Here is a 17,868-nt window from a genome sequence, read left to right on the forward strand (position 1 = left end):
TCCTGTCGGGCGCACTGAAGGAAACCCCGCGCCGCTGCATCCGCAGTGGCGCGGGGTTTTTGTTTCTCCCTCCACAGCCTTCTTCGGCTCTCGCCGACTTCCCCGCGACGCTGCTCCGTGCTCTTCCGCCTGTCGGGAGATCGGGGCCCGGCGCAGCGTACGATGGTTTCACCCGCGTGCGTGCGGCACCCCCATCAGTTCAGCGGCACCAGGCCGTTGGTGATGACCAGCTGCTGGTAGCCGCAGGCGGCGTCGGCCTGCTGCACCTGGGGATTGTCCGTGTTCAGCGTCAGGTTCCCGTACGCGTCGGTGTACCCGGCCACCACCTGCCACCCGTCGCCATAGTCTGCGATCGTGCAGGTGACGACGTTGCCGGTGCCGCTGCCGTAGCTCCACAGCTGGCCGTAGCCGCCCCCGTTCTGCGTCCACCCGCTGCCGATCTCCTGCGTGGGCATCAGCCAGCTGTTGTACACGGTGGCCTTGGCGAACGCGCCCGAGTATCCCGACGTGTTCCCGAACCCGTCGCCGTTGAACAGCGCGTAGCACAGGTCCGCGGGCGGATACTCGGGAAGCGGGCCACCGCCGGACGCCTGCAGCCAGAACTCCGTCGAGGTGACGTACGACCCGCGCAGGTGCCCGGGCTCCTGCGCGAAGTCGGTGAACCAGACCGACAGCTCGTCCTCGGCCGAGGCGATGTACTCGGCGCAGGGGCCGTTGGGCGCGGTGACGGAGCTGATGGTGCCGTACCACCACTGCTTGGTGGCCGGGGCGTTCTGGTAGGTGCGGCGCTCCACCGTGTACAGCTGCCCGGTGATGCTCACCTGCAGGTTCAGGTTGAGCGTGCTGGTGATCTGGTCGCCCATCGTGGTCCAGTACGCGTCGCCGTTCACCACGTCGTCGGGCGAACTGGCCAGCACGCCCAGCTGCATGCTCTGGTGGGTGACCGGGTTCGCGTACGGCGCCGCCCACACCTGCTGCAGGGTGCCGTTGCCCTTCGCGTTCAGCAGCGTGTCGTGCGCGGTGGCCACGTAGTTCACCGTGGCGTCCGACGCGGCCTTGAGCATCGCCTGGTAGGTCTCCAGCGTGATGGGGCCGCTGCCGCCGGCGCCGTTGGCCGCATCCTGCGCCGCGGTCATCCCCGCGCTGATCAGCGCGCCCACGGCGCCGCCCACGTCGGGAATCAGGTTGGCCGCCGCCTGCAGCGCGCCGAACAGGCAGTCGGTCAGGATCTGCAGCCCGGGGTCGGTGATCGGGGCCTCGTTGAAGGTGTCGTAGATCCCCGCGAACATCGCCAGCGCGTCGGCGGTGGAGATCTGCAGCGTAGAGACCGTCTTGTTCAGCACCTTCAGCACCCGGTCGACGTTGGCGTCGGTGGGGTCCGGGAGCGCGCCGTAGTCGTACTGCTGCAGCCCCATGATCCCCCGGCTCGTGGTCCACTCCCAGGTGGGCCAGCCGGCGAAGAAGCCCTGCGCCTGCGCGGTGCGCATCACGGCGTTGGCCCACACCGCGGGGTCGGCCAGGTTGCCCAGCCGCCGCGCCTGCTGCAGCGACTGGAAGAGCGTGGCGTTGGGCGCGTCGTAGAACGTGACCCCCGGGTACCCGGCGCCGAACGCCAGCGCGGTGACGGCGGTCCCGTCGCTCTGGTAGGTGGGGATGGCCATCTGGTAGCCGTTCGCCTGCGACCAGCGCATCACCGCCTGCCCCCACCCCGCCGGGTCGTTCGTCTGGAACGGCTCCATCTGCGAGACCGGGATCTGGATCAGCGACAGGGCGGCGTGCGGGGCGATCAGGATCACGCCCCACGTCCCGTCTCCCACCTCCCACGTGGGGATGGCGCCGGCCTGGCCCTGCGCCTGCGCCCAGAGCATCACGGTGGTCACCGCGTACGCCCCCATCGGCGTAGAGGGGTCGGGCGCGAACGGTGCCAGGTCGGAGGTCGCCACGTCTTGCCAGCTCAGCATCTGCACGGGCGCGGGGGGCGCAGCGTCGCCCACCAGCGAGGGGACGGGAACGGCGTGGGACTGGGTGGTCATCTCTGCTCCAGTTCGGGGGGGAGGCACCGTCCGTGACCATCACGCACGGTCGCGGAGCGTCTTCGCTCCGGGCCCGGCAAGGGCAACGCACATTCCCGACGGGTGTGCCAGATGCAATTCGTTGGCGGATAAAAATTTGAGGAACAACGTGAGATTTTCGGCGGCGCGATGTCTGAAACGCTTCGTTACATCCCCTGTAACGGCCGAAGAGGGGGAGATGAAGAAGAGGTGGCGATGCAGAGGCGTGGACTGATCGAGACGCCGATCCCGATCGGCGAAACTGGTCACGAGTTCGAATCGCGCCGGGCGCACCGAACGGAAAACCCCGCGATCGCCGCACTTGCAGCGGTCGCGGGGTTTCGCGTTGGGCCCGTTCACCCGACCCGGACCCGAATCAGCCTGAAGCGCTGGTGAAACCCCTCACGCAGGCGAGCAGACGATTCTCCTGGCGGACCTGGCCGCGGGATCACGAAACGGCGGAGACGGGCGATCCTGCGCGCCTTGCCGTCGCGCGCCGCCCGCCGGTTCGTCCTCCGCTCAGCTCAGCGGGCTCGGGTTGTTGACGATCAGGGGCTGCTGATAGCCGTACTCCTGCGCGGCCCACTGCACGTTGGGGTCGGAGGTGTCGAGGTGAGCGTGCCCTGGCCCGCGGGTTCCGTTCGTTACGCTCCCTGCTCGGCCGAGCTTCCCGGGAGCACCGCGCGGCGGGTGGGCTCCCAGACGTGGTCGTCGGCGCCGCGGGCCAGGCGCGCCAGGGCGCCGATCACCGCGAGGTTGCCCCACACCGGGAAGGCGGCCATCGCCAGGATGCGCGGCATCGGGCGGTCCTGCGGCCACGCCCAGCCGAGGGCCGCGAGCGCGTTCACGGCGGCGGCGGCGGCCAGCGCGGCGGCGGCCCACAGGTGCCCGGGGGCCAGCCAGGCGAGCGCGACGACGGCGAGAAGGGCGGCCGGCGGCACCGCCCAGCGGCAGAGCTTGTGGCTCCACAGCTTCAGCGCGAAGCCGCCGTGGCGGAACGGGTCCAGCAGCCGGCGCTTGTGCCAGAGCGTGTCGATCCCCCGGCTGATCGTGCGCGTCTTGCGGTGGAACTCGCGGTGCAGCGAGGCCGTGCGCGGGACGGCGCAGAGTGCGTCGGCGGCCGAGACGGAGCGGTAGCCGTGCTCGCGCGCGATCAGCGGCGCGGCCAGGTCGCGGCTCAGGTTCTCGGGGAAGGGGACGCGGTGCAGCTCGTTGAGGATGGCGTACAGGCATCCCGACGCGCCCACGATCCCCCCCAGCCGCGTTTCCAGGTCCCGCAGCGCCATCTCGTACCCCACGTACCCCGTCTCCGCCACGTTCGCGCACCCGTCCGCCGCGGCCACGCTCACGTCGCGCCCCGACACCACGCCCACCGACGCATCCCCAAACCGCCGGGCGAGCGCCTTCAGCGCGCCCGGGTGCACGCGGATGGACGCGTCGGTGTTCACCACGATGCTGCCGGTGAGGTGCGGGATGGCGGCGTTCTCGGCCGCCGTCTTCCCGCCGCGCCGCTCGCGCCGGAGCAGCGACACGCCGCGGCCGGCGTACGACCGCGCGATGTCGTCGGTCGCGTCGGTAGAGGCGTCGGAGATCACCAGCAGCTGCAGGCGGCCGCGCGGATAGTCGGCGGCCAGCAGCGCGTCGAGCGCGCCGGGGAGCTGCGCTTCCTCGTTGTACGCGGGAAGGGAGACGCTGAGCAGCGGCCACTCCGCCGGGTCCGCCGGCGCCGCGGGGGCGGGGCGGAACGGGGCGAGCAGGCGCAGTGCCAGCGGATACCCGGCGTATGCGTAGAGCGCCAGCGCCACGGGGAGCGCGGCCAGGATGCAGGCGAGCGTGTTCATCGGTTGCGCGTGAGCGCGCCGCGTGCGATGCGGCGGCAGAGGGTCTCGTAGGCGTCGATCCAGGGGCCGGGCGCGAACGACGCTTCGATCCGGTCGAGGGCGCGTCCGGCGCGGGCGGCGGCGCCCTCGGGATCGCCGTAGACGGCGTGGATGGCGGCGGCCAGCGCGTCCGGGCGCTCGTGGGGAACGAGGAGCGCGTCGCTGGGGGTGACGACGTCGGGGACGCCGCCGACCGAGGTGGCGACGATGGGCGCACCGGCGGCCGCGGCCTCGAAGAGTGTCACCGGCGTCCCCTCCGTGCGCGAGCTCAGCACCCACGCGTCGAACGCCGCCATCCACCGCCCCGCGCCGTCGGTCGCGCCGCGCCAGTCGATCCGCTCCCCCACGCCGAGCCGCGCGGCCTGCGCGGTGGCGGCTTCGCGGCCGGGCCCATCCCCCAGCACCACCAGGCGGAAGGGGAGGTCGGCGAGGAGGGGGAGCGCGTCCACCAGCACGTCCAATCCCTTCTCCTTCGACACCCGGCCGACCCAGCCGATGGCGAAGACGTCGTCCGCGATCCCCAGCACGCGGCGGGCTTCGCCGCGCGGGGCGGGGGGCGCGCCGGGCGTCCAGGCGTTGGGGATGACGTGCAGGCGGTCGCGGCGGATGCCGGCATCCAGCAGCTCGATCCCCATGCGGCGCGAGACGGCGGCGACGGCGGCCGAGCGGCGCAGCACCCGGCGCTGGAGGCGTTCGTAGAAGCGGTTCTTCCATCCCCCGCCCGTGAAGCCGTGGACGGTGGAGAGGGTGGCGATGCCGAGCCCGCGCGCCACGCCGCCGTGCAGGACGTCCGCGCGGTAGCCGTGGGTGTGCACCACGTCCGGCGCGACGCGCGCGAGGAGCATCCGCATCTGAGCGCGCTCGCGGCGGTATGCGCGCGGCGGCGGGACGAGCGCATGCACGCTCACCCCCGCGGCGGCGAGCGCGGCCAGGAGCGGGTGGCCGTCCGCGGCGCCGGGGTCGAGCACGGCGGCCACGTGCACGCGGTGCCCGCGCGCGGCCTCTCCGCCGGCCAGCATCTCCAGCACGCGCTCCAGCCCCCCGAACCGCGCGGGCGCGGCGATGTGGACGATCGTGAGCGGCGCATCATCCCCCATCTCCCGATCGAGATAGGCGGGCGATTCCGGCGCGGCGGCCAGCGGCTGGGCGAGCATCGTCATCCCCTCCGCACGCCGGAGACGAGGAGGCGGAACCCCTCGTCCGACACGCCGGCGGGGACGGTGAGGCGCGGCAGCGCGAAGGGATGCGCGGCGGCGCCGGCCAGGACGAAGCTGCCGCCCTCCACCCGGAACGCGCCCTGGTAGCCGGCCCGCTCCGCCGCGCGCTCCACCTCGGGCGAGGCGTGGCCGTACGGGTAGGCCAGCCAGGGGAGCGCCCCGCCGAAGCGGTCGCGCAGCCAGGCCAGCGGCCGCGACAGCTCGTCGCCCAGCGCGGTGGCGGTGAGCGCGGGAAGGCTGGCGTGGCTCCAGCCGTGCGGCGCCAGGGTGATCCCCGGGCGCGCGGCGGTGGCCGCCAGCTCTTCGGCCGTGGCGATGCGCTGGTGCGTGGGAAGCGCGCGGCGGCGGAGCCCGGCGGTCTCGGCCCAGGCGCGCACCGCGGCGGCGCGGCCGCCCAGCACGTCCAGCGCGTGCGCGCGGACGGCGGGGTCCAGCCCGTTGGGACCGGCCAGCTCGTCCCACCAGGGCGCGGAGCCCAGCAGGCCGGGGGCGACGAAGATCGTCGCCGGGAGGCCGCCGCGGCGGGCGAGCTCGTCGATCCCCGCGGTTAGCGCGCCGCGGCAGGCGTCGTCGAAGGTGATGACGGCGCGCGGACGATCGCCATCTCCCGGCGCGAACGCCTGGTCGAGCGGGACGATGCGGTGCGTGCGGCGGAGGGCGTCGAGCTGGCGCCCGAAGTCGGCCTGCGGCAGGTGCAGGCTGGTGTCGCCGCGCGCGGACTCGCCCGCGGGGACGATGTTGTGGTAGGCCAGCACCAGCACGCCCGCGGGGCGCATGGCCAGGGCGATGCGGTCGGCGCCGGCGGCGGTGAGCGTGCGCTCGGCGGCGCGCTTCACCGCGCCGCGCAATGCGGAGGCGGAGCGGGCGGCGGCCTCAGGCATGCGCCGCCTCCATCGCCGCTGCGGGCGCGGACGCTTCGGAGGCCGCGCGGGGGACGAGCGCATCCTCCAGCACCGCTTCCATCCGCGCGTTGAAGCGCTCGAGCGAGAAGCGCTCGACGGCGAAAGCGCGGCCCTCGGCGCCCATCGCCGCGCGGAGCGCCGCGTCGCGCGCCAGCCGCAGCATGAACGACGCGAGCGCGCCCACCTCGCCCGGCGGGAAGAGCAGGCCGGTATGGCCGTGGACCACGGACTCGCGCACCCCGGTCGCGTCCGCCGCCACGGTGGGGATGCGGCAGGCGGCGGCCTCGACGTTCACCAGCCCCAGCCCCTCTTCGCGCGAGGCGAGAACGTTCACGTCCACCACGTGGCGGAGGAAGGGGACCACGTCGTCCACCCGCCCGGTGAAGGTCACCGCGGATTCGAGGCCGAGCCCGAGCGCCCTCTCCCGCAGGCGCGCCTCCTCCGGCCCCGCGCCGATCACCAGCAGCCGCACGTTGGGGCGGATGCGGCGGACGCGCGCGAAGGCGTCCAGCAGCAGCGCGTGCTCCTTGTGCGGCACCAGCGCGCCGACCTGCGCGAACACGACCTCGTCCGTGGCGATCCCCATCTTCAGCCGGACCGCCGGGTCGCGCCGCGCGGGCGGGGTGAAGCGGCCGTGCACGTCGATCCCCGGCGCCACCACCACGCCGCCGCGGCCGATGCGCTCGCGGGTGTGGTCGGCGGTGAAGCGGCTGATGAAGACGTGGCGGTCCGCGCGCCGGGTGAGCCACGCGCGGTGCAGGTACGCCGGGGCGGGGTGATGGAGAAGGCAGACGAGCGGGACGCCCAGCCGCCGCGCGACGGGAACGCCCAGCTGGCACGGCCCGCCGCCGCTGGCCAGGACCAGTTCCGCCCGCTCCGCGCGCGCCACCGCCGTCATCCGCCGCAGCGCGCCGAACCAGCGCAGCAGCGGGAGCTTCGGCTCGCCGCGGGACAGGAGTATCTCGGGAAAGTCGTGCACCGCGCCCTCCACGCCGAGCGCGGCCAGCGGCTCGCGGAGCACGGGGTCGGAATGGAGGACGACGGGGCGGAAGCGGTCGCGCCGGAGCCCGGCCAGGAAGGCCAGCAGCACCTCTTCCGAGCCGCGGATCTGCCCGCCGCCGCGGTGCAGGACCAGGACGGTGCGGGCGCGCGCCGCCTCAGGCCTGGTCAGGGGATCGATCGTGCGGTTCGGCAGCGCACGTGCGGCCTCACCTATGGATCCTTCGGCCTGCAGCCGTTCGTGCAGGGGCAACGAGGGTGTGGCCGGCCTCAGGATGACGTCTCTCCGTGCGTTCGGAATGCACGGGTGATTGCCGGATCCGGCGTCAGGCATGCGACACCTCCTTCGCCGCGACGGGCGCGGCGGCGGGGCGCTCCGCCAGCACGGCGGCGTAGACGTCGGCCACCGCCGTGGCGCTCGCCTCCGGGCGGAAGCGCTCGCGCGCCTTGCGACGCCCCGCCGCCCCCATCCGCTCGCGCAGCTCGGGGTCGCGCGCCAGCCGCACCATCGCCGCCGCGAGTGCCGGGACGTCGCCGGGGGGGACGAGAAGGCCGTCAATGTCATGCGCCACCACCTCGCGCGGGCCGCCCGCGTCCGCGGCGATCACGGCGCGCCCGGCGGCCATCGCCTCGGGCACCACCATCCCGAACGGCTCGGGGGTGATGGAGGCGTGCACCACCACGTCGAGCGCGGCGTGGCACTCCTCCACGTCCGCGCGGTAGCCGGCGAAGGTGAAGCGACCCGCGAAGGGCGATGCATCCACCACCGCGCGGACGGCGTCCACGTACGCGCGGCCGCCGTCGCTCTCGTCGCCGATGACCACCGCGTGGATCGCCGGCTCCTCCGCCATCGCCCCGATCGCCGCGCGCGCGAACTCCAGCTGCCCCTTCCACGGGATCACCCGCCCCACGATGCCGATGGCGACGGCATCGGGGGCGATCCCCAGCCCGGCGCGGACGGCGCCTCGCATCCCGGCGGCGCGCTCCAGCCGGTCGACGTCGACGGGGTCGTGGACGACGGAGATGCGGGCGCGGGGGACGGGGCCGCCGTCCAGGCTCTCCGCCACCGCGCCGGAGACGGCGAGAACGTGGGAGATGCCGCGCGCCAGCCCCATCCCCAGGTACCGGCCGGGAGGATGGAAGTCGCGGAGATGGGCGACCACGGGGATGCCGGCCAGCCGCGCCGCGAGCAGCGCCTCGAGCGGGCCCAGCCCGTTGTTGAGATGCACGAGCTCCGCGCGGTGCCGCCGCGCCGCGCGGGCGATGGCCAGCGCGTTCCAGAGCGTGGCCGCCAGGTCCGCGCAGGCCAGCAGCTTCACCGCCGCGTGCCGCAGCGGCGCGGTGGGAACGCGGCGGTCGATCCACGCGCGGACGCGGCCGGCGCTCAGGTAGTTCAGCCGCCGCCGGAAGCGCCGGGCGGGAACGCCCCCGAACCACTCGCGCACCAGCGCGGCCGGCTGCAGCGTCACCAGCAGCGGCTCCACGCGGGGAAGGGCGCGCAGCGTGGCCGCCAGGCTGCGGCACGCGCCGCCGAAGCCGATGCTGGCGTCCACGTACAGCACGCGGAGAGGACGGGGGGATGCGCTCATCGCCCGTCCCCGGCGGCGGGGTGGCGGGCGAGCAGCGCCGCGGCCTCGCCGAGGAGGGCGGCGGAGTCCGCCTCGCTCCCCGCGAACAGGGCCGCGTAGCGCGCGGAGCGGCGGACGATGCGCAGCGCCGTCCACGCGGCCAGCCCGGCGCGCGCGGCGGGGTCGAGCGGGAGCGCCGCGTCGAACGCGGGCGCGTCCACCGCCGCGAAGCCGCCCGCCGCGAACCGTTCCGCGACGACGGCGAAGGCGCGGGCGTAGGGGAGCCCGGTATCGAGGTGATGCCGCTGCACCGCGGCGTTCAGCACGTCGGTCCCCGCCGCGTCGCGCGCGCCCTGGTCCCAGTCGATCACTCCCGCCAGCCGCCCGCTGCGGGCGTCGGCGATGGCGTTGCCGTGGCCGTAGTCCCCATGCGCCCACGCGGTCACCTGCGCCGTCCCCAGCACCCGCGCGGCGAGCGCGGCCCGCACCTCGCCATACGCCCGCCGCAGCCCCGCCGCGTGCGCGGGGAGCGATTCGGGGACCAGGCGCTCGACCGACTCCTCGTCCAGCCGCAGCGCCCGCGCGGTCGCGTGGTGCAGGTTCAGGGCGAAGCGCACGAGGTCGTGCCAGAGCACCGTCCGCCGCGCCGGCGCCAGCATCCACCCGACCACGCCGTCCACCGCGCGCTCGGGGAAGAGCACCGCATCTCCCAGCGCGATCTCCGCGGACGGTTTCGGGATGCGCTCGCGCGCCCACGGCTCCAGGCCGCGGCAGGCGCGGAGCCGCCGCGTCCACTCCGCGTTGCAGGCGACCATCCCCGCCGCCTCGCCCGTTGCGGCCACGCGGCAGACCATCTCCCGCGCGCCCGTGCGGACGCGCAGGACCAGCGCGCCGCGGCTGCGCAGCGCGAATCTTTCCAGCCGGGTCGCGGGGCCCCCCGCCTCTTCACCGCCCTCGCGCAAGGATTGTAGAAGAGACGAGAGGCCACCGCGGTTCCCGGCGGCAATGTAGACGAATCCGTCGTGCACCAGCGGAAGGAGTCCCACCGCGGCGAGCGCGCGCTCGGCCCGGCCGCTGGCGGGAAGGGCGATGCGGGCCGGCGGCGACACGAACTCCTCCGCGTCGTCCAGCGACGGCACCGCCGCGAACTCGTGCACCCGGGCGAATCCCGCCGCCCGCAGCCGTGCGCGGTATCCCCCCGCCGTCCGCGCACCCGAGCGGACCAGCCCCGGCGCGCCGTGCGCCATCTCCCGCAATGAGAGCGCGTTCTTCGCCATCAGCACCAGCGTGCCGCCCGGCGAGAGCGAAGCCCGGATCGCCGCGAGCGCGTCCGCGAACCCGGCGCCGGTCTCCGCGGGAGTGGGCGCCCAGAGCACCAGGTCCCATCCCCCGCCGATCGTCCCGATGCCGATCGACGCCCGCCACTCCGCGTCGAAATACGCGTCCAGGTCGGCTTCCCACGCGCGGAGGCGGGCGCCGGCGGCCAGCACCCGCGCGCCGCGGCGGAGGCCCAGCAGCGCGGCCAGCTTGGGCGCGCGTGCGCCCAGCGGGTCGGGCGCGGCGGGGGCGTCCGGCGGCGCCGGGGCGGCCATGGGGCTCACACGTCCACCGGCTTGCGGCCCGCGACCAGGTAGCTCTCCACCAGCGGGTCCAGCGCGCGCGCCATGGGCCGGCGGTGGCGCCAGCGGTGCAGCGCGTCCGCCGCGGCGAGTCCCGGCCGCCACGCGAACGGGCGGCGGTACGAGCCGAAGACGACCGGGCGCGCGGAAACGTCCGCCAGCCCCGCGTCGCGGAAGAGGCCGGAGACCTCGCGCCATCCCCGCAGGTCCGCGTGCATCGCCACGCCGACGGGAACGCCGGTCGCCCGGGGGATGCCCCGCATGTCCAGCCAGCCGCGGTTCTTGGTGACCACGATGAGCGTGCCGCCGGGGCGCAGCCGCGCCGCGCAGTGGCGCACGAAGTCGGCCTTGCTGGACATGTACTCGAAGGCGCGCACGGAGATGATGGTGTCCCAGCTCTCGCCCGCCGGCGGATCCGCGACGAAATCGCCCGCGCGGTAGCCCACCTTCCCGGCGTGCCGCCCGCCGTCGGTCTCGGCGATGCGCTCGCGGGCGCGGGCCAGCATGGCGTCGGAGATGTCGTACAGCAGCACGCTGCGGGCGCGCGCCAGGAAGAGCGGCGTCCACACCGCCGGGCCGCACCCGATCTCCAGCACGTCGCCGGGCTCGCCCAGCCGGTCCAGCGCGTCGCCCAGCGCGGTAGCGGTCTGGCGGTAGTGGCGGCGCTGGATCTCCGACGCGCCCCAGCGGTGGTGGATGTAGTCTCCGCCCGTGTCCTTCATCACCTGCCGGTAGTGGTCGGCAATCGTGGCGGGGGCGGGAAGGGTGGCCATCGGCTCGGTTCCGTTGGGAAGGGGTCAGGCGGCGGGCGAGAGCACCGCGATGGGGCGGCGGACGAAGCCGCGCAGCATCGCCCGGTCCTCGCCCGAAAGCGTCCAGGCGTAGACGGCGATCAGCGCGGCGGCGAGGAGCCCGCAGCTGAGCGCGAACGACGGCGCGCCGGTAACGCCGGGGAGCGCCATCCGCACCCCCGCCGCGGCGGCGACGACGCCCAGCAGCCGGGAAACGCGCCCCCAGCCGTACTCGATCGGGTACGCGCGCTGGGCGACGACGTAGACCGCGGCGAAGCGGATGGCGTACGCCGCCAGCGTGGCCCACGCGGCGCCCCACATCCCCCACCGCGGGATGAGCGCGAAGTTCAGCACCGTCACCGCGGCGACGCCGACCAGCCCGGCGCGGGCGTAGAGGCCCGTCTTCTCCTTGAGATACAGTCCCAGGTTGCAGAAGGCCGTCCACTGCTGGAAGACCGTGGCGCCCAGGAGCAGGGGGACCACCGCGGCGGCGGGGAGGTACGCCGGGTCCGCCATCACCGCCAGCACGTCGCGGGTGAACAGCACCAGCCCCAGCGCGCCGATGCCCAGGCAGGCGTTCAGGTAGAAGAACACGCGCCCGAACACCGCCTGCGCGTCGGGCCGCTGCGCGACGATGAAGCGGCGCGGCTCCCACACCTGGCTGAACGGCGTGAAGGCGAAGGCGGAGAGGAGGAACGAGAACTTGTACGCGAGCGAGTAGAGGCCGACGGTCGCCGCGTCCGCCCAGTGCACCAGGAAGTAGCGGTCCGAGAAGGTGAGCACGAACGAGGCGAGCGACCACACCACGATGGGCCCGCCGAAGCGCGACAGGCGGCGGAAGGCGTCGGGGGAGAAGTGGAAGCCCACGCGCCGCAGCGTCCACGCGGCCATCCCCACGCCCAGCACGCCGGAGACGATCACGTTGCCCAGCAGCACCCCCATCACCCCCATCCTGAGATAGACCAGGAAGAGGATGTTCAGCGAGAGCGAGGCGACCAGCTTGCCCACGTTCAGCCAGACGTACAGCAGCGAGCGCTCCTCCGCGCGCACCAGCAGGAAGGGGATGCCGGTGAGCGACTGGAGGAAGTAGATGACGAAGAAAACGCGCACGAACACCGGCGCCCCCGCGCCCGCCAGCACCCAGCGCGACAGCAGCGGCGCGGCCAGCAGCCCCAGCAGCGCCGTCATCAGCGAGAGCGTGCCGGTGGCCAGCGTGACCGTGCTGACCATGCGGTCGCGCTCGCCGCGGTCGGTGATGCGCGCGAACTCCTTGAACACGCCCGCGGCCAGCCCCATCCCCGCGATCATTCCCACCACGTCGATGGTGGTGCCCATCAGCTCCAGCACGCCGTAGTCCGCCGGCGCCAGGAAGCGGGTGTAGACGGGGAGCATGATGAAGCTGGCCAGCCTGCCCACGGCCTCGCCCGCGCCGTACACCAGCGTGTGCCTGCCGAGGGTGCGGAGCTCGCTTGCCATTCAGCGCGGGAGGGGGATGCGGGAGAGGGAGGGGACGGACGTCTGCGCGGGTGACGGAGTTCAATCGCCATGCCGGGTGCGGCGGAGCGGAAACCGTTGCCGTGCGCTAAGATGCGGGAGCTGCGGAGACGATGGATCGCGGCGGAGTGTTGCGCGCGCGCCACAACCGGCGGCGGTGCGCGACAGGACGTAGCAGTTCGGCTCGCGCGTCGGCGATCGTGCGCGGGCCAAGCGCCGCTGGATCTCACGCCGAGACGCGGAGACGCGGAGGTGCATTCGGAGGCACCCCGGCGCGTGGGGGAGACACGGAGGGAGACTCCGTAGATCTCGTTAGCGGCGCGCGAGCCAGTCCATCGTCTCGCGGAGGAAGGGGCGCGGGTCGGAGAGGCGGAAGATCTCGGCGCGGCTGCGGGGTGCTGCGGCGTCGCGGAGGATGTCGAGGAGCGCGCGGGCGCGTCCCGGCGCGCCCGGCGGCAGCGCCAGCTCGCGCGGCGTGCGGCGGAAGCGGGCGATCAGGTGGTCCACCTCGCCCCACTCCCAGCGGCTGCGCGCGCCGACGCGGTACGCCGACGGGGCGCGCTCGGCATCCGCGACGAGCAGGGCGGGGAAGTCCACGCCGGCGTCGACGGCGAGCTGGAGCGATCCCCAGAAGCGGCCGTTGATCTCCATCAGGTACGGCGTGCCGGTGGCCGCGTCGCGCTTGTACTCCACCATCGCCACGCCCTCCCACGCGAACTCGGCCAGCAGCGCGCGGGAGCGCTCCAGCAGGTCCGCCGGGAGCGCGGCGCTCTCGCGGAACACGCTCACGCCCCCCGACGGCGGCTTCTCGCGGATGCGGCGGTGCGCGAAGGCGGCCACCGTCTCCCCGCCGCGCAGGAGGAGGAAGACGCCGACGCCGTCGCCCACGATGCGCTCCTGCAGCAGCAGCGGGTAGGCGCCGGGGAGGACGGAGCGCGCCGCCGCGTCCAGCGCCGCGGGCCCGTCCACGTGCACCACCGACGTCTTCACCCGCCCGCCCTCCGCCTCGGCGACGGAGCGCGCGGGCTTCAGCACCAGCGGAAAGCGCAGCTCGCGCGCGGCCTCCGCCACGTCGTCCGCCGACCGGGCGACGCGCTGCTCGGGGACGGCGATCCCCAAGCGCGCGGCCGCGGCGGCGACCTCGGCCTTGTCGCAGATGCGGCGGAAGGTCTCCGCGGGGGGAAAGGGGATGCGGATGCCGGCGAAGCGGTCGCGCTCCGGGAGCAGCGCCAGCAGCGCGGCCTCGGAGACGGGGAGAAGCGTGCCGATCCCCCAGCGCGCGGCGAGATCCGCGATCGCGTCCACGAACGCGGCCGGGTCGCGCAGCGGATCGGGGACGCGCGCCTGGCCGGACGAGTGCCGCGACGCGCCCGCGAGCGACCGGCCTCTGGCCGAGCAGACGAACACGCGGTGCCCCGCCGCGCCCAGCGAGCGCACGATCGCGAGTGCCGCGCGCTGCTCTCCGTCCGTGACCAGCACCGCCGCCGCGCCTCGGCCGGGCGGGATCTCACGCGGAGACGCGGAGACGCGGGGGAGTGGCGATTCCACCTCCGCGTCTCCGCGTCTCCGCGTGAGGATCGCCGTCATCGGGTCACGCACCGGCGGGGCGGAGCCCGCTCAGCGCGCGCTTCACGCGGTGCAGCCCGCGCAGCACCGGCGGCGGCGCCAGCGAGGCCAGCAGGAGCGCGGCGGAGCGCGGCGTCGGCGCGGCGCCGGAGCGGCGGTGGTCGCGCAGGGCGTCGCGCGCGCCGCGGCCGTCCATCGAGCTCAGCCGCGCGTACGCCAGCCGCAGCTGCAGCCGCGCGCGTCCCTCGCGGTACGCCTCCGCCTCCGCCTCCGTCAGCGTGGGACGCAGGTGCGCGGCGCGGTCCAGGCTCTCGATGGCCTTGGTGATGAAGCGCGTGGAGTCCGTCGTCACCACCATCGACGCGTGGCCTACGCGGTAGTCCAGCAGCGCGTCCATCACCACCGCCACGGGCGCGTGCGCCGCCATCCGGTGGAAGAACTCCGTCTCCTCCCCCGCCACCCGGAAGTGCTCGTCGAACGCGCCCGCTCTGTCGATCAGCGCGCGGGAGACGAGGGCAGAGGACGGAAGGGCGACGTTCCCCTCGAAGAAGAGGCCGAACGCGTCGCCCGCGTGGACGGGAACGGCGCCGTCCGCGGTCTCCACCCGCTCGCGGCGGAGCCAGCGGCCGAAGTGGCGCTCCGGCGTGGCGCGCGTCTCCGCGAAGATGGCGAAGACGCGCGGAAAGCCCAGGTGCGGCGCGGGAACGGGGTGGCCGTCGGGGTCGATGAGGCCGCATCCGCTGATGCTCCACTCCGCGCCCGTGGCGGCCATCGCGGCGAGCTGCACCTCCAGCTTGCGCGGGCGCCACACGTCGTCCGAGTCGCAGAGCGCGATCCAGTCGCCCCGCGCCTCGGCGATGCCGCGGTTGCGGGCGCCGGGAAGGCCGCGGTTCTCCTGGCGGATCAGCCGCACCGGTGCGGGAAAGCGCGCGCAGACGGCGGCCGTGTCGTCGGTCGACCCGTCGTCCACGACCAGCACCTCCAGCGGCGCCGCCGTCTGCGCCAGGATGGAGCGCACCGTCGGCTCGATCAGGTCCGCGCGGTTGTAGGCGGGGATGACGACGCTCACGGACGCCATGCCGCGCCTCCTTCCACCGGCGCAGCGGCGGGGACGGGGATCTCGGCGGGCGCGGCGCGCCGACCGAAGCCGCGGCGCTCGGCCAGGACGGCGTCGTACAGCCGCTCGTACGCGCGCACCTGCGCCTCCACGGTGAAGCGCTCGCGCGCGGCGCGCATCCCCGCGGCGCCGAGACGCGCGCGCATCGCCGCGTCCGCGTGCAGGGTCGCGATCGCGTCGGCGATCGCGCCGGGAGATCCGTTCTCCACCAGCAGCCCCGTCACCCCGTCGTCCACCAGCTCCTCGGGCCCGCCGCAGCGCGTGGCGGCGACGGGAATCCCCATCGCCATGGCCTGCACGGTGGAGAGCGAGAAGCCCTCGCTGCGCGACGCCAGCACGAAGGCGTCGGCCGCGGCCAGCACGCCCGCCACGTCGTCGCGGAAGCCGGCGAAGGTCGCCACGTCCTTCAGCCCCAGCGAGGCGCGGAGGGCGACCAGCTCGTCGAACACTGGCCCGCGCGCCTCGCCCGCGATCACCACGCGCAGCCCGGGGACGCGCGCGCGCAGCAGGGCGGCGGCGCGCAGGAGCACGTCGTAGCCCTTGGCCGGGCGCACGTTGCCGATGGCGGCGACGACGAACGCATCGTCGCCGATCCCCAGCTCGCGGCGGAGGGCGGGGTCGCGCCGGGGGGAGAACCGCCCCGCGTCGATGCCGTTGGGGATGACCTCGGTGCGGGCCGCCCGCAGCGCGCCGCCCGCCGTCACCTCGCGCCGCAGCGCCTCGGAGACGAAGACGATGCGGCGCAGCCCGCGCCCCAGCAGCGCGGACTTCAGCGCGCGGTGCCGCTCCCCCGCCACGTCGCCCGCGCCGTGCAGCGTGGCCACCGCGGGGATGCCGGTGAGCATGCCGACGATGCTCGCCGTCACCGCCGGCCCGAAGTAGTGGCCGTGGACGACGTCCACCCCCTCCGCGCGGGCCAGCCGGGCGAGGCGCGCGTAGTAGCCCACCTCGAACGGACGCAGCGTGGGGACGACGACCGGCTCCGTGCCGCACTCGCGCAGCCGCTCGTTGATCCATCCCTGGTCGGGGACCACGGGAATCGAGCGCCAGCGACGCGCATCCAGCCCGCGCACCAGATCGACGAACACCGTTTCCGCGCCGCCGGGGCCGCCGGTGTTGATCAGGTGCAGGACGGTGCGCATCACCATCCTCCGCCCCGCCGCAGCGCCGGTCCGGGCATCAGCAGCGGGACCGGCGCCGGCTCCGCATCTCCCGATTTCCGTTGCGGCGCGGTCAGCCGGGCGCGCCGCTCCGCGTCGAGCGTCGCGTTGTGGAGGGCCACGGTGAGCGCGAGGTTGATCCAGAAGAACGGGTAGTACAGCACGGTCACGAACATCCCGCTGGCCAGGAACCCGATCATCGCCCCGTCCAGCCCGTGCGCGCTGTCGTGCAGGAAGCGGTTGCCGCCCGCGCCGGGAAGCGTCTTCGCGATCTTCCGCGTCTTGCGGTTCACCACCAGCGTGGCGCCGATCAGGCCGGCCAGCCCCAGCAGCCCCGTGTACCCCATCTCGGCGCCGGCCTGGATGAAGATGTTGTGCGGGAGGGCGCGGAAGCCGTAGTTGGCCTCGTACCAGTCCGGCCAGTTGGCGTACCCGATCCCCATCACCGGGTTCTCGGCCATGATCTCGCGCCCGTGCTTCCAGTAGTCCTTGCGCGACACCGAGGTCTGGTCCTCGCCCATCGAGTCCAGCCGCGCCTTCTGCTCGGGCGGCAGGATGTACAGCACGAACAGGGTGAGCACCACGGTACCGACGAGGGCGCGGGCGCGGTAGCGGCTCTTCAGCAGCATCCACAGCGCGACGGCGGCCAGCCCCAGGATGGCGCCGCGCGACGACGAGGCCACGATCCCCGTGACCGCCGTCACCGCCATCGCCCACATCAGCATGCGGGTGACCTTTCCCCAGTGCTGCGAGAGCGCGGTGATGAAGAAGATCACCATCGGCAGGAACACGCACATCTGCACGCCGAACTCGCCCGAGTTCTGGAACCACCCCGGCGCGCCGGTGGTGCCCCAGTCGCGGAAGATGAACCCGTCCTCGGCCCACGAGCGGGTGCCGTGCTGCGACATCTTGAAGCTGTACAGCAGGAACGAGAGAAGGAACACCAGGAAGCGCCGCTCGGTGGTCACGATGCTGGAGATCAGCAGGTAGATGAGCACCCAGGAGAAGTAGTCCTGCAGCTTGGCGTACGAGGCCTCGGGCTTCCACGCGAACACCGACGACGCGACCACGATGACCGTGAAGACGGCCAGCATGGCGTCGGCGGGAGTGCGGGGGCGGATCTGCCCTCCTTCCAGGACCAGGAAGGCCACGACGGTCAGGATCACGCAGATGAGCGCCCACGGGGGCCCGACCAGCGCGTCGTAGATGGACTGCGGACGGACGTATTCCAGGAAGAGGTAGAAGCAGATGAGCCAGAACGACGCGGGCTGCGTCTTCAGGTACGCCCACAGCGCCTTGGGGTGCAGCGCGTAGAGCGGGTCCGCGCCGGGCGATGCGGCCGCGGCGGAGGCGGGGTTCGGGTCGGGTTCTGTGCGCGCCGGCCGGCGCCCGCGCCGCATGCCTTCGTAGGCTGCTACGATCTGAGCGGCGGGAACGGGATGGGGAGCGTCCATGCGGAGCGGGGCGGGTCGGGGAAGGCGGCCCGGGGGAGTTCGGCGGGGCG

General features: G+C 74.3%; 13 protein-coding genes. All 13 read right to left on the reverse strand.

Annotated elements, in window-relative coordinates; all coding sequences use genetic code 11:
- Window positions 1-194: 194 nt before the first annotated feature.
- Entirely contained in the window at window positions 195-2,033 is a 1,839-nt protein-coding gene (locus tag VLK66_RS04205) for a hypothetical protein (RefSeq protein ID WP_325308120.1), read from the reverse strand.
- A 662-nt stretch (window positions 2,034-2,695) separates the two neighbouring features.
- On the reverse strand, window positions 2,696-3,892 hold the full coding sequence (locus VLK66_RS04210; RefSeq protein ID WP_325308121.1) for a glycosyltransferase: 1,197 nt from the start codon (window positions 3,890-3,892) through the stop codon (window positions 2,696-2,698).
- The gene (locus VLK66_RS04215; protein ID WP_325308122.1) at window positions 3,889-5,091 is read right to left on the reverse strand and encodes a glycosyltransferase; all 1,203 of its coding nucleotides are present in this window, start codon (window positions 5,089-5,091) and stop codon (window positions 3,889-3,891) included. The genes VLK66_RS04210 and VLK66_RS04215 overlap by 4 nt, the downstream gene beginning before the upstream one ends.
- Window positions 5,088-6,029: a polysaccharide deacetylase family protein gene (locus tag VLK66_RS04220; protein WP_325308123.1), complete on the reverse strand. Its 942-nt coding sequence runs from the start codon at window positions 6,027-6,029 to the stop codon at window positions 5,088-5,090. The genes VLK66_RS04215 and VLK66_RS04220 overlap by 4 nt, the downstream gene beginning before the upstream one ends.
- Entirely contained in the window at window positions 6,022-7,302 is a 1,281-nt protein-coding gene (locus tag VLK66_RS04225) for a glycosyltransferase family 4 protein (protein ID WP_325308124.1), read from the reverse strand. The genes VLK66_RS04220 and VLK66_RS04225 overlap by 8 nt, the downstream gene beginning before the upstream one ends.
- 73 nt (window positions 7,303-7,375) lie before the next feature.
- Window positions 7,376-8,638 (reverse strand): glycosyltransferase family 4 protein, encoded by a 1,263-nt coding sequence (locus VLK66_RS04230; RefSeq protein ID WP_325308125.1) that lies wholly within the window; start codon window positions 8,636-8,638, stop codon window positions 7,376-7,378.
- Window positions 8,635-10,218 (reverse strand): hypothetical protein, encoded by a 1,584-nt coding sequence (locus tag VLK66_RS04235; protein WP_325308126.1) that lies wholly within the window; start codon window positions 10,216-10,218, stop codon window positions 8,635-8,637. Before VLK66_RS04235 ends, VLK66_RS04230 begins: the two co-directional genes overlap by 4 nt.
- Window positions 10,215-11,009 (reverse strand): class I SAM-dependent methyltransferase, encoded by a 795-nt coding sequence (locus VLK66_RS04240; RefSeq protein ID WP_325308127.1) that lies wholly within the window; start codon window positions 11,007-11,009, stop codon window positions 10,215-10,217. The genes VLK66_RS04235 and VLK66_RS04240 overlap by 4 nt, the downstream gene beginning before the upstream one ends.
- Window positions 11,010-11,033: 24 nt before the next feature.
- A complete protein-coding gene (locus VLK66_RS04245) occupies window positions 11,034-12,503 on the reverse strand; it encodes a lipopolysaccharide biosynthesis protein (RefSeq protein WP_325308128.1) in 1,470 nt (489 codons plus the stop codon).
- Window positions 12,504-12,833: 330 nt separating this feature from the next.
- Window positions 12,834-14,000, reverse strand: a complete 1,167-nt coding sequence (locus tag VLK66_RS04250; protein ID WP_325308129.1) for an ATP-grasp domain-containing protein — start codon at window positions 13,998-14,000, stop codon at window positions 12,834-12,836.
- Window positions 14,001-14,112: 112 nt separating this feature from the next.
- Window positions 14,113-15,165 (reverse strand): glycosyltransferase family 2 protein, encoded by a 1,053-nt coding sequence (locus VLK66_RS04255; RefSeq protein WP_325308130.1) that lies wholly within the window; start codon window positions 15,163-15,165, stop codon window positions 14,113-14,115.
- The gene (locus VLK66_RS04260) at window positions 15,153-16,346 is read right to left on the reverse strand and encodes a glycosyltransferase (protein WP_325308131.1); all 1,194 of its coding nucleotides are present in this window, start codon (window positions 16,344-16,346) and stop codon (window positions 15,153-15,155) included. The genes VLK66_RS04255 and VLK66_RS04260 overlap by 13 nt, the downstream gene beginning before the upstream one ends.
- Window positions 16,346-17,764: an O-antigen ligase family protein gene (locus VLK66_RS04265; protein WP_325308132.1), complete on the reverse strand. Its 1,419-nt coding sequence runs from the start codon at window positions 17,762-17,764 to the stop codon at window positions 16,346-16,348. The genes VLK66_RS04260 and VLK66_RS04265 overlap by 1 nt, the downstream gene beginning before the upstream one ends.
- Window positions 17,765-17,868: the final 104 nt, after the last annotated feature.

It is taken from the genome of Longimicrobium sp. (assembly GCF_035474595.1).
GTDB lineage: Bacteria > Gemmatimonadota > Gemmatimonadetes > Longimicrobiales > Longimicrobiaceae > Longimicrobium.

Excerpts from the sequence above, each read along its gene's own strand:
- VLK66_RS04205 (WP_325308120.1), bottom strand. The coding sequence starts at position 2,033 with ATGACCACCCAGTCCCACGCCGTTCCCGTCCCCTCGCTGGTGGGCGAC.
- VLK66_RS04210 (WP_325308121.1), bottom strand. The coding sequence starts at position 3,892 with ATGAACACGCTCGCCTGCATCCTGGCCGCGCTCCCCGTGGCGCTGGCG.
- VLK66_RS04215 (WP_325308122.1), bottom strand. The coding sequence starts at position 5,091 with ATGACGATGCTCGCCCAGCCGCTGGCCGCCGCGCCGGAATCGCCCGCC.
- VLK66_RS04220 (WP_325308123.1), bottom strand. The coding sequence starts at position 6,029 with ATGCCTGAGGCCGCCGCCCGCTCCGCCTCCGCATTGCGCGGCGCGGTG.
- VLK66_RS04230 (WP_325308125.1), bottom strand. The coding sequence starts at position 8,638 with ATGAGCGCATCCCCCCGTCCTCTCCGCGTGCTGTACGTGGACGCCAGC.
- VLK66_RS04240 (WP_325308127.1), bottom strand. The coding sequence starts at position 11,009 with ATGGCCACCCTTCCCGCCCCCGCCACGATTGCCGACCACTACCGGCAG.
- VLK66_RS04245 (WP_325308128.1), bottom strand. The coding sequence starts at position 12,503 with ATGGCAAGCGAGCTCCGCACCCTCGGCAGGCACACGCTGGTGTACGGC.
- VLK66_RS04255 (WP_325308130.1), bottom strand. The coding sequence starts at position 15,165 with ATGGCGTCCGTGAGCGTCGTCATCCCCGCCTACAACCGCGCGGACCTG.
- VLK66_RS04260 (WP_325308131.1), bottom strand. The coding sequence starts at position 16,346 with ATGCGCACCGTCCTGCACCTGATCAACACCGGCGGCCCCGGCGGCGCG.
- VLK66_RS04265 (WP_325308132.1), bottom strand. The coding sequence starts at position 17,764 with ATGCGGCGCGGGCGCCGGCCGGCGCGCACAGAACCCGACCCGAACCCC.